Source organism: Flavobacterium luteolum (genome assembly GCF_027111275.1).
In the GTDB taxonomy this organism is placed as follows: domain Bacteria; phylum Bacteroidota; class Bacteroidia; order Flavobacteriales; family Flavobacteriaceae; genus Flavobacterium; species Flavobacterium luteolum.
The window spans coordinates 2,908,320-2,920,468 of the sequence record NZ_CP114286.1; the positions used below are offsets into that span (position 1 = coordinate 2,908,320).

Annotated in this window: 12 protein-coding genes; 8 read left to right on the top strand and 4 right to left on the bottom strand. The window is 33.4% G+C overall.

All coding sequences use genetic code 11. From position 1 onward, the window contains the following. Window positions 1-31 precede the first annotated feature (31 nt). Window positions 32-997, bottom strand: coding sequence for a GlxA family transcriptional regulator (locus tag OZP10_RS12455; protein ID WP_177210889.1), 966 nt, complete (start codon window positions 995-997; stop codon window positions 32-34). Window positions 998-1,138: 141 nt separating this feature from the next. Between OZP10_RS12455 and OZP10_RS12460 the strand changes: the two genes are divergently transcribed. The 6 genes from OZP10_RS12460 (at window position 1,139) to serB (ending at window position 4,844) form a co-directional block, all read left to right on the top strand. Further along, on the top strand, window positions 1,139-1,549 hold the full coding sequence (locus tag OZP10_RS12460; RefSeq protein ID WP_281631187.1) for a VOC family protein: 411 nt from the start codon (window positions 1,139-1,141) through the stop codon (window positions 1,547-1,549). Between the two features lie 36 nt (window positions 1,550-1,585). After that, window positions 1,586-1,990 (top strand): SRPBCC family protein, encoded by a 405-nt coding sequence (locus tag OZP10_RS12465; protein WP_281631188.1) that lies wholly within the window; start codon window positions 1,586-1,588, stop codon window positions 1,988-1,990. A gap of 120 nt (window positions 1,991-2,110) precedes the next feature. Next, entirely contained in the window at window positions 2,111-2,521 is a 411-nt protein-coding gene (locus OZP10_RS12470; RefSeq protein ID WP_281631189.1) for a VOC family protein, read from the top strand. A 1-nt stretch (window position 2,522) separates the two neighbouring features. After that, window positions 2,523-2,963: an SRPBCC family protein gene (locus OZP10_RS12475; RefSeq protein WP_281631190.1), complete on the top strand. Its 441-nt coding sequence runs from the start codon at window positions 2,523-2,525 to the stop codon at window positions 2,961-2,963. A gap of 57 nt (window positions 2,964-3,020) precedes the next feature. Beyond that, entirely contained in the window at window positions 3,021-3,458 is a 438-nt protein-coding gene (locus tag OZP10_RS12480) for a VOC family protein (RefSeq protein ID WP_281631191.1), read from the top strand. 156 nt (window positions 3,459-3,614) lie between these two features. Beyond that, on the top strand, window positions 3,615-4,844 hold the full coding sequence (gene serB, locus OZP10_RS12485) for a phosphoserine phosphatase SerB (RefSeq protein WP_281631192.1): 1,230 nt from the start codon (window positions 3,615-3,617) through the stop codon (window positions 4,842-4,844). Window positions 4,845-5,205: 361 nt separating this feature from the next. Here serB and OZP10_RS12490 read toward each other — a convergent pair whose 3' ends face one another. Then, the gene (locus OZP10_RS12490; RefSeq protein ID WP_281631193.1) at window positions 5,206-5,448 is read right to left on the bottom strand and encodes a redox-active disulfide protein 2; all 243 of its coding nucleotides are present in this window, start codon (window positions 5,446-5,448) and stop codon (window positions 5,206-5,208) included. Between the two features lie 15 nt (window positions 5,449-5,463). Next, entirely contained in the window at window positions 5,464-6,975 is a 1,512-nt protein-coding gene (locus tag OZP10_RS12495; protein ID WP_281631194.1) for a GH3 auxin-responsive promoter family protein, read from the bottom strand. Window positions 6,976-7,216: 241 nt separating this feature from the next. Between OZP10_RS12495 and OZP10_RS12500 the strand changes: the two genes are divergently transcribed. Then, window positions 7,217-8,011 (top strand): DUF2797 domain-containing protein, encoded by a 795-nt coding sequence (locus tag OZP10_RS12500; protein ID WP_281631195.1) that lies wholly within the window; start codon window positions 7,217-7,219, stop codon window positions 8,009-8,011. Between the two features lie 255 nt (window positions 8,012-8,266). After that, window positions 8,267-9,349: a glycosyltransferase family 9 protein gene (locus OZP10_RS12505; RefSeq protein WP_281631196.1), complete on the top strand. Its 1,083-nt coding sequence runs from the start codon at window positions 8,267-8,269 to the stop codon at window positions 9,347-9,349. Between the two features lie 131 nt (window positions 9,350-9,480). On the opposite strand, the gene OZP10_RS12510 is transcribed toward OZP10_RS12505, so the two are convergent. Then, a complete protein-coding gene (locus OZP10_RS12510) occupies window positions 9,481-12,084 on the bottom strand; it encodes an AsmA family protein (RefSeq protein WP_281631197.1) in 2,604 nt (867 codons plus the stop codon). Between the last annotated feature and the right edge of the window lie 65 nt (window positions 12,085-12,149).

The following is a 12,149-nucleotide window of genomic DNA, read 5'->3' on the forward strand; positions in this document are numbered from 1 at the left end:
TGATGAAAACGAATTGATCTGCTTCTAAAAATTACTGCACTCTAAATTTTTCTCGATATTCAATTGGTTTCATGCCGACCATTTTATAAAACACTTTTCTAAATGCTTTTGGGTCATTGTAGCCAGTTTTTTCTATAATTTCTGAAATAGAAAGCTGCGTTTGCTCTAGATATTTCTTCGAACTTTCGACTCTAATATTCTGTAAATATTCGATAGGAGGAATTCCTGTCACTTGTTTGAAACGACGTGTCATGTTTCGGGCACTTGTTGGGATATCTTTTGTGATCTCTTCCAGTTTTTCGATAGAATGATACTGATTTTCTATTTTTTGCTGCAATAGGGCAACTAGAGAATCATTGTGTAAATGATTGGGTCTGAAGGTGCTGAAATAACTTTGTTTGTATCGGTTCAAATCGATTGAGAAGATTTTAGCAATTTTAACTGCCATTTCGTTTCCGCAGAATTTCTGAACCAAAAGAATCAATAGATGGAAAGTTGAAGTCGATCCTCCACTGGTATATAAACTTCCGTCTGCAGTCAAAGTTTCCTCAGGTTTTAATTTTACCATCGGAAAAGCTTTGGTAAAGGCGCTGCAGGCATCAACATGTGTTGTGGCTAACTTTTCGTTTAATAAACCAGAAGCGGCAAACAAAAAAGCTCCTGTGCAAAAACTGGCTAATTCGGCTCCAGCCTTATGCTGTTTTTGAAGCCATGGTATAAAGCTTTTATTCTTTTTAATCATCTCGCTCATATTATCAGTTGTAAAAGCGGGAATTAAAATTAAGTCTAGAATAATTTCTGAAGTTTCAATAGCGTTACTTTTATATCCAAATAAATTTCCCTGATCGTTTTGTTCTTGCGATTGAAAAATCATAATTTCAAATGGTTTTTCAGTTTCAGGAGTAAGTTTATTGGCAGTTTCGAATACCTCTAATATAGCTGCGATGCTTAGTAATTTATAATCGTGAGGTATGATTAATCCTAGTTTCGTGCTCATGATATTTTGGTTTTTTGGAATTTCAGTAAGGTGCAAAAATAAGCAAATTGTCTCAAATGCCCCTAAAAATGACTTTTATTGGTATTTTTAAGTAATCTTAAAAAATTAAATTTGTTTTAATTAATTCGTAATTTTATAAAGATGAAAACAAAAATCTTCTTAAATCTTGCTGTAAAAGATTTAAACAGGGCAGTGTCTTTTTATAATGGACTTGGTTTTTCGACCAATCCAAAATTCTCAAATGAAAAAGGAGCTTGTTTGGTTATTGATGAAAATATATTTGTGATGATTTTGGTAGAAGAGTTTTATCAAACATTTACCAAAAAACAAATTTGTGATTCAACAACAACTAGTGAAGCTCTTATTGCTATTTCTGTAGACACTAGAGAGCAGGTCGATGAAATGATGGACAAAGCGATTAAATCGGGTGGAACAGATTATCATCAGACAAATGATTATGGTTGGATGTATCAAAGAACTTTTCTAGATGTAGATGGTCATCACTGGGAAGTTTTCTTTATGGATGAAAGTCAGATTCCAGAGAACATGTAGTAATTAAGTAAGAACAAATCAAACAAAAAATAAAAAATGATAACAATAAAAAATACTGTAAATGCATCTTTAGATAAAGTTTGGAATTTTTGGAATACTCCAGAACATATTACAAAATGGAGCTTTGCCTCTCCTGATTGGCATACGCCTTATGCAGAGGCTGATTTGAGAGAAGGAGGAAAATTCAAATCGACTATGGCTGCAAAAGACGGAAGCATGAGTTTTGATTTTGGAGGTGAATTTACTTTAGTAAAGCCAAACGAAGCGTTATCTTATGTTTTGGGAGACGGAAGAAAGGTTGAAATCACTTTTACAGAAACGGCAGATGGTGTTGAAATTATTGAGAGTTTTGACCCAGAAACACAAAATCCTGAAGAAATGCAGCGTGCTGGCTGGCAGGCAATTTTAGATAATTTTAAAAATTACGCTGAAGCTAATTAATTTTAGATTCACAGACTCAAAATAACAAGGTTCAAAGATTACAAACTTAAAATTAGCTTACATCACTTATATGGTTTAAAAAAGAAATAAATATCTAACCCAACAAAAAAAAAACAAAAAATGACAAAACAAATATGGTTGAATCTTCCTGTAAAGGATGTGGCAAAAGCGAAAGATTTTTTCTGGAAAATAGGTTTTTCGTTTAATGAACAGCATGATACGCCAAGTTCGACGTGCATGGTTGTAGGTGAAGGACATTTTGTGATAATGCTTTTTGAAGAAATGCTTTTTTCAAGTTTTTCTAAAAACAGCGTTACAGATACGAATTCAAGCTCTGAAGTCTTGATTTCTATTGACGCAGAAAGCAGAGAAGAAGTTGATGAATTAGCCGATAAAGTCAAAGAAGCTGGAGGAAACGTTTTTGCTCCTCCTGCAGAAAGTCAGGGCTGGATGTACGGCTGCGGTTTTACCGATTTGGACGGTCATCGTTGGAATGTTTTATTTATGGATTTTAGTAAATTACCAGATTAAGATGGAAAAATTAGTGTTTAATATTGAGATAAAGGCTTCTAAAGAAAAGATATGGAAAGTCTTATGGGACGATGAAACGTACAGGAAATGGACAAGTGTTTTTGCCGAAGGAAGTTACGCCGAATCGACTTGGAATGAAGGGGACAAAATTTATTTTTTAGGGTCTGGCGGAGCAGATGGAATGAATAGTTTGATTGAAACTAAAATTCCGAATGAATTTATGGCTTTTAAGCATCTTGGCGAAATCAAAGATCATAAAGAAGTGCCACCAAATGCAGAAACAGAAAAATGGAGTGGTGCAATGGAAACTTACAAGTTAACTCAAAAAGGTGATATTGTAAATCTTCATGTTGAGGTAGACGTAATTGAAAAACATATTGATTATTTCAAAGATGCGTTTCCTAAAGCGGTGGAATTGATTAAAGAATTGTCTGAGAAGTAAATGAGAAGAAAAACAGATAATTAATAATTTATAATTAACAATTAAAAAAATAATATCATGGCAACAGCAGTCAACCCATATTTAATGTTTAACGGAACTTGCGAAGCGGCATTTCTGTTTTACAAATCAGTTTTTGGCGGAGATTTTCCGTATATCGGAAAATTTAAAGATGCTCCGGCAGAAGAAGGCGAAGTGCTTTCGGAAGAAGCTTTAAATCGAATCATGCACGTATCTCTTCCAATCGGAAGTAGTATTTTAATGGGAAGCGACACCCACCCACGATACGGAGATGTCGGTTTTGGCGATAACTTTTCCGTTTCTGTTAATGCAGAAAGCAGAGAAGAGGCAGATAAAATCTTTAACGGACTTTCAGCTGGAGGAAAAGTAGAAATGCCAATTAATGACACTTTCTGGGGATCTTACTTTGGAATGTTTAAAGATAAATTTGGCATCAACTGGATGGTGAGTTTTGATAAAAATGAACCAATGAAATAATGTAAAAGTTACGTTATTTTAATAGTAGAGCATAATTGTTAAATTACTCGAAAAAGCACATGAAAATGTGCTTTTTCGTTTTAAAAAAACAAGGATTATTCTTTTTTATCAACGAGAGATTGCCGATTTTTGTCGCTTCATAATCAAGAAAGAAAAATGGCAGCAGAAGACAAAGAAATAATTTTATTAAAAGTTTCTGGACACGATAAAATTGGAGTTACAGCAGGATTAACAGCTGTATTGGCAGCATACGACGCCAATATTTTAGATATCGGGCAGGCAGATATTCATGATACGCTTTCTTTAGGAATTTTGTTCGAAATTGCTGCAGGTTCTTCTTCAGCGCCTGTTTTAAAAGATCTTTTGTTCAAAGCATATGAATTGGAAATTAAAGTAAAATTTATTCCAATTTCTATCGAAGATTATGAAACTTGGGTAAAATCGCAATCAAAACAACGTTATATCATCAATATTTTGGGTGAGAAACTCGCAGCTTCACAATTGTCTGCAGTTACTCAAATATTGTCAGATCAAAATTTAAATATTGACTCTATTATCCGATTAACAGGAAGAACTTCTGTTGTAGAAAAGGAAGAATATCCGCGTTCTTGTATTCAATTATCTGTTACAGGCGAAATTGTCAACAAGATCATCATGACGGCAAGTTTTATGGAAATTTCCAGAACGCTAAACGTTGATATCTCTTTCCAAGAAGATAATATTTATAGAAGAAACCGCCGTTTGGTTTGCTTCGATATGGATTCGACTTTAATTCAAACCGAAGTAATCGATGAGCTTGCTGAATTGAATGGAGTTGGAGATCAAGTGCGAGCTATTACAGAATCGGCTATGAACGGTGAAATTGATTTCAACGAAAGCTTCAAAAAGCGCATGGCTCTTCTAGAAGGTTTAAGTGAAGAAGTTTTGCAAAATGTTGCTGTCAATTTGCCGATTACACAAGGAGCACATCGTTTGATGAAAGCCTTAAAATACTACGGCTATAAAACAGCAATTCTTTCTGGAGGATTTACTTATTTTGGAGAATATCTTCAAAAAGAATTAGGAATAGATTACGTTCACGCCAATCAATTAGAAATAAAAGATGGTAAATTGACAGGTAAATATTTAGGTGATATTGTAGATGGTCAGAAAAAAGCAGAATTATTAAAAGCAATTGCAGAGAAAGAAGGAATTCATATCAATCAGACAATTGCGGTTGGAGATGGAGCAAACGATTTGCCAATGCTAAACTTGGCTGGTCTAGGAATTGCTTTCCATGCTAAGCCAAAAGTTAAAGAAAGTGCTTCGACGTCAATTTCAAGTTTAGGTCTTGACGGTGTTTTGTACTTATTAGGATATCACGATAGATATATCGATATGATGTAATTTACAAGTTGTCACCCTGAGCGAAGTCGAAGGGCTTTCATGTAGAAAAGGGCTTCGACTCCGCTCAGCCTGTCAACCGAAATAAAGAGAAAATTCACCTCATTTTTGTCATTTCGACGTAAGGAGAAATCTTCGCAAGTAGCTTCGTAAAGAGAATCCAATCTTTGTCGAATTTCTCACGAAGATTTCTCCTTACGTCGAAATGACAATATTGAGAAAATCTTAGCAACTTAGAATCTCAGAATCTTAATAATGGCATGTCCCTCCGGGTCGGGCTATCCGTTTCAATCTTTTATGCCGAACCCCGGCATAAAAGGATTTCCACTTCTATCCCTCATGCGGGTTTAGTGGAATTAACGTTTTATTTTCTTGATTCCAATTCCTTTTTCATTTCCTTTAAATTCTTCAGATTCAAGAAAAGAATAGGCAATAACGCAACAGGAATAACATTCATAGCGCTAAAGCCTTTCATAAAAACAATGAAGGTATTAAGAACGAATAGCATAAAAAGAACAACGCAAAAAATAGTATTCACAGTTTTTAGTGTCTTCTGATTTTTAATCAGTTCTTCGTTGCTCATTTCGCTGAATTTTGTGTCTTTCATTTTTATAAGTTGTTATTAGCACATTTCTTTCAATTGTTCCAAATAATCTCTCTGATTCGAAAGCCTCGGAATCTTATGCTGGCCTCCTAATTTGTCTCTTTCTTTCAGCCAATCATAAAATAAATTCTCTCGAGCAACATTAATCACCAAAGGATTTAAAGTCATATTATTGTAGCGTTTCGCTTCGTAATCTGAGTTTAGAGTTTGCAGAGTTTCATCTAGTACTTTTTGGAAAAGACCAACATCAGCAGGATGTTTCTTAAATTCAATCATCCATTCGTGAGCGCCTTTTTCTTTATCATGCATAAAAATAGGAGCAACCGTATAATCGATAACTTCAGTTTGTGTTACTTGACAAGCTTTTGCAATCGCCTGATCGGTATTTTCTACCATTAATTCTTCGCCAAAAACATTGATATGATGTTTAGTTCGTCCCGTTACTCTAATTCTGTATGGATTTAAAGAAGTAAAACGAACCGTGTCGCCAATTAAATAGCGCCACAAACCAGAATTTGTAGTAATAACAATAGCGTAATTTTTATTCAATTCAACATCGGCCAAGCGAACTACTTTTTGGTTTGGAGATCCAAAAGTGTCCATCGGAATAAATTCGTAGAAAATTCCGTAATCCAGCATCAATAATAAGTCACTTGAGTTATTCAAGTCTTGAATTGCAAAAAAGCCTTCAGAGGCATTGTATATTTCGTAATATCTAAAATCCTTGCTTGGTAAAAGTTTTTTATACTGTTCTCTATAAGGAGAAAAACTTACACCTCCGTGAAAGTAAACTTCCAGATTTGGCCAAAGTTCCAGTAGACTCTGTTTTCCTGTATTCTCTAAAACTTTATTCATTAAAACTAGCATCCAAGAAGGAACTCCTGCAAAACTGGTTACGTTTTCGTTTTTAGTTTCATTGATAATAGCGGCAATTTTCGTTTCCCATTCGCTCATTAGGGAGGTTTTGCTGCTTGGCGTACTGCTGAATTCAGCCCAAATAGGCATGTTTTCAATTAAAATAGCCGATAGATCACCGAAGAAAGTATTGTTGTTTTCGTAAATCTGAGAGCTTCCTCCTAAACGGAGACTTTTTCCTAAAAACAATTCAGAATCTTCATTATTATTTAAATATAGACACAAAAGATCTTTACTGCCTTTGTAATGGCAATCCTCCAAAGCCTCATTACTTACAGGAATAAATTTACTTTTTGCATTTGTAGTTCCGCTCGATTTGGCAAACCATTTAATAGGGCTTTCCCAAAAAACATTTTGTTCTCCCAAACGAGTACGTTCAATAAGTGGCTGTAATTCCTCGTAAGTTGCAATCGGAACTCTTTCAGCAAAGGTTTGATAGGAACTAATGGTAGAAAATTCATATTTTTTTCCAATAACTGTATTTTCAGATGCCGTCAATAAGTTATGCAATAATTCTTCCTGAACTTCATTTGGGTATTTTAAAAAAAGCTCTATTTGGTGAATCCTTTGTTTGAGGACCCAAGATGCAAACGAATTGATAATAGATAAAGGCATGAATCTGTTTTTTAGTTAACTAATTTTAGGTTTTAAATCTTACAATCTGTGCAAAACAAAAAACTTAAAATTTGAATATCGACAGACAAATAGTAACTTTGTCTTCATATCAAAAATAATATTTTTTTGTAATAAACAATTCAATTTACGGTAAAGATTCTACCGAAAAAGTCGAATTTAACACAAAAAACTTTAAATCTTTTGAGAAGTCTAAATCAGCAATTATAAATAAAAAATACAAATGCAATATCAAGGTGTACTGACAAAAATGCAAACTGAACTTGGGAGTCCAATTCAATATTATTTGGTTTTCGAGGATAGTTTCTTAAACATGAATCAATTATTAGATAAAGAAATTGAAATCAATTTTGTGGGTTGCCAATGTTTGAATTGCGGTAAAAAGAAAAAAATATACCGACAAGGTTTTTGTTATGAATGTTTTTATTCAAGTCCAGCAGTTGGAGATTGGATTATGAGGCCAGAATTGAGTACGGCACATTTGGGAATTGCAGACAGGGATTTGGAATATGAATCTAAAGTTCAGCTACAACCGCACATTGTATATTTGGCTTCGGCATGCGAGATAAAAGTAGGTGTTACCCGTAAAACTCAAGTTCCTACCAGATGGATAGATCAAGGCGCTTCTCAAGCGATTGCCATTGTTGAGGTTCCAAACCGTTATTTGGCTGGAATTACAGAGGTGGCATTAAAAGATCATTATACAGATAAAACCAATTGGAGAAAAATGCTTCAGAACTCTGTTGAGACTTTTGATCTGATTGCAGAAAAAGCCAAAATCGAAAGTTTAATTCCTGCAGAAGTCAAAGACTATTTTTACGCTCAAAAAAATGATGTTTACGAACTTCAATATCCAGTTTTAAGTTATCCTGCAAAAGTGAATAGTTTGAACTTGGATAAGACTCCTTCATTCACTGGAAAATTGACCGGAATTAAAGGTCAGTACCTATTATTTGAAAACGGAACAGTTTTTAATGTGCGTGGTTCCGAAGGTTATGTTGTCACAATAAACGTCTAGGTTTATCGGGAAGTTGTCGATATTTTTCAGCTAACTGTCTATAAATTTGTTGATTACGTAATAATTTATTGTAAATTTATCTCGCTTCCAAAAGCAAAAAATGTGAATATTGATACATTTCGTTACAATTTTGTAACAAATGCTTATTGGAAGAATTTATTTTTAGAAGATAAAAGAAATTAGATTTGAGACCTGCTCTTAATGCTAGTTTTCTAAAATTAAATTGAGATTTATAATCCGTAAATTATTCCATAAATGAGTGTTTTAAACAAAATAAACGTACACAGGCGCAGCATAATGCGGAACCTAACGAAGAATGTTGGAAAAGCAAATATGCAGGACGATTTTATTTTGGTCGATAAGAGCGAAATCAAGAAAGTTTTAATCTGTAGGCCAAACGGAAGATTAGGGAATCTTTTATTGATTACCCCACTTGTACAAGAAGTGTCAGAAATGTTTCCAAATTGTAAAATTGATTTGTTTGTGAAAGGGACAGTAGCTCCTATTATTTTTGAAAATTACGATGTCGTTGATAAAATAATTCACTTGCCTAAAAAACCATTTAAAAGTTTAGTAGAATACTCAAAGGTTTGGATTTCATTAAAAAAAGCGCATTATGATTTAGCAATTAATGTGGACCAAAACTCTTCTTCCGGCCGACTGGCGGTTCAATTTTCAAATGCTAAATACAAGTTTTTCGGAGACTCAAATGAAGAACAAACAGAACAGAAGAAAGATTTTGACCACATTGCAAAGTATCCAGTATATAATTTTCGAAATTATTTATCAAAACTGAGATTACCAACAAACAGTAATAAAATAGTTGCTCCAATAGACCTTAAATTATCGGCTTCTGAAATTGCAGAAGGAAGAAAGAAACTAAGAGAAGTAACAAACAACGATAAAAAAACGATTTGCATTTTTACCTACGCAACTGGAACAAAATGTCTTTCGGAAGAGTGGTGGGAAAAGTTTTATGCTCAACTTACTGCCGAATATAAAGACTACAATATTATTGAAATTCTGCCTGTAGAAAACGTTTCTCAAATCGGATTTAAAGCGCCATCATTTTATAGTAAAGATATACGAGAAATAGGATCTGTCATTGCAAATGCTGATTTGTTTATTGGTGCCGACAGCGGAATTATGCATTTATCAAGCGCTGTACATACACCAACAATTGGACTGTTTTCTGTTTCAAATTTGAAAAAATACGAGCCTTATGATAATTGTAGTATTGGTATAGACGTAAATCTCTACACGAAAAAGGAATATATAAAAACAATAAATTCTATTTTGAATAACGGTCGATTAAGTAGCTATTCAAAAGCAATATAAAAACAAAAAATCCTGTTCATTCGAACAGGATTTTTTGTTTTTTAAGATGCTAAGGTTCTAAGGTGCTGAGGTTCTAAGTTTTTCTTTTTTAACTTTAGAAAAGCTCAGCACCTTAGCATCTCAGGACCTTTTTAAGGATTCTTTTTCTTAAACAATCCGTTCAATAAATCACTTGCTTTTTTAGTTACTTCTTGAGTTTTCTGCTCTTTTTCAGTTTTAGCAGCTTGAGTTGTATCTTTTGCTTTAGTGTTTTTATTTATCAAATCAGTAAGTGCTGAGGTTCCTTTTTGAGTCAGTTTTTCTTTCTGCTGATTTACCAATTGTGTTGTCAAATTGCTCACAGCAGTTTTCATATCGGTACTGATTTTAGGATTTGAGAAATTACCTGTCAAAGAAGCATTGATTGGAATATTATCTAGTTTTGCAGCATCTGCAGGAGACATTTTTGCAATTAAGTTGTTAGCTTCGGTTCCCAAATATTTAGCAGGAACATCAAATTTTAGAGTATAATTCATAGTTTGATCGAAACCATGAGTTCCTCCAACCGTTACTTTAATATCTTGATATTTAATATCAAAAGGTTTAACATTTACTTTTCCGTTATCAAAAGTTAAAGCAGCTTTAATATCATTCAGGTTCACTTTATTTAAATCAAGAAACTTAACATTAGAACTTAATGCAGTAAGTAAAGTAGAGTTACTCGAGTTTACTGTAGTAGACAGTAATTGGCCAATTAAATCTCCTGAAATTGATTTAAGATCTGGAGTCAATTCTTTTGCATCCAAATTACCATTCAGTTTGATTGTTGAATTCAGTTTCCCGTTAATGATTCCAGCAATAGGCGCAATTTTTTTCATCATATCCAACTGCGTAAATGTCTGTGCAATATCAACTTGATTAAAACCTAAATTCATATCAAAAGTTGGCACTTTTTCTTTTGTAGAAACTGCTCCGTTAAGACCAATTGATCCTCCGAAAATATTTGTTTTAAAGTTTTCAAGAGTTGCTTTTTCATCTTTAATAAGCAGTCTTCCAGAAACATCTTTAAGTTTTAGATTATCATATAAAACCGTAGTCGCTTTTGCATTCAATGTACAATTCAAGAAAGCAGGAATCTTCATTGCATCGGCTGGTTTTGCAGGAGTTTTTGTTTCTTCTTTTGCAGGTTCGCCAGCAGTCATGAAATCGTCAACAGCCAATTGGTTTGAGCTCATATTGAAGTTTCCTTTCAGCTCTTGTTTCTTAAACATAAAGCCATAGAAATTCTCTAAAACTCCGTTAATGCTAATATCACTTTTTCCAGTCGTAGCATCAAATTGTTTTAAGTTAATTTTGCTCGGATTAAATTCAACCATCGCTGTGCTAATGTTCATCGATTTGTTGTTTTCGTCAGTATATTTAAATCCTGACAAGCTCATTGTACCAGCATTTTTGATATTTTGGTATTGGCTTTTTTCTACAGAAGCCATATCAAAATTGGTAGTAACATCAGCTTTTAAAATACCAGCCAAAGGTTTATCCATTTTGATTGGATATGCTTTTGAAAGATTAGCCAAGTTGATCGTTCCTTTTAAAGCCGCATCGATAATAGGATTTACCGTTATGTCTTTAATATTCGCTTTAGCGTTAAAAACATCCTGATCAATTCTAAAAGATAACTTATCTAGGTTGACATAAGTATCATTTAAAATTCCAGTTTCGTTAATGATTTTTGTATCAATTACAATATTTTGAACCGATTTTGGAAGGTTAGGATATTGGAAAGAGGCATTGTTAGATGCAATTTCAACATTAAATTTCGGAACTGTTGTATCTGTAAGTTCTCCTTTTGCAAAACCGTTTACTGTAAAATCTCCAGTAGTTTTTACTCCGTCTAAACCTGCAGCATAAGCCGAAGGAATTAAACCTAAGAAATTGGTAAAAGAAGAAGTTGGAGTTTTAAACTTTAAATCGTAAATCTGCGCTTTCTCTGCCATTTGAATGAATCCATCAAACTCTAAAGGCAATTGATTGATTAAAGCTTTATTCTCTTTAAAAGTATATTTGCTTTTCTCTAAATCAATTCCAAGAACAGCGTCAAGAGTTAGTTTCACATTTTTCATGTAATTTATTTTATCCATGTCTAATGAAACTTTTGCAGTAGATTTTGTAGTTAAATCTAGCTTCGAATTGGTGAAATCTCCAGTTCCTTCGTGGTTTAAACTGTCAATTACCATTTTAATTTTAGAACCTTGATCGATGTATCTAAAAGTAAAATTTTCGATTTTATAGTTTTGAATTTTCAATGCAAGAGGTTTGCTTGCTTCGTCTTTCTTATCTTCTTTTTTGTCTTTTAAAGCAATATCGAAGTTTCCAACACCATCTTTATTAAAAATAATGTTTACTAATCCGTTGGTAGAACTAATTCCCTGAATGCTTAAAGGCTCTTCTTTTCCTTTGAAAAGTTCTTTAATACTCATTTTTAAATTCAATTCTCCAAGAGAAACCAAAGTGTCACCTTCAAAAGGAGCTTTGTTAATGATAACTAATTTCTCGATTCCAACTGTTGCGTTTGGAAAATTCTTAAATAAACTTAAATCGGCATCTGTAAAACTTACTTTGGCATCAACACTTTCGTTGATGGCTTCGACGATTTTTGACTTGATCTGGTCTTTAAACAAAAATGGAATGGCAAATAATGCAGCAACAAATACCACAAGAACTATGGCACTTATTTTTAAAACTTTTTTTAGCATATAAATAGATTTGAGGGTTTACATCTTAAAATCGACTCCTGCAAAAATAGCTTTTTTTACTAGAG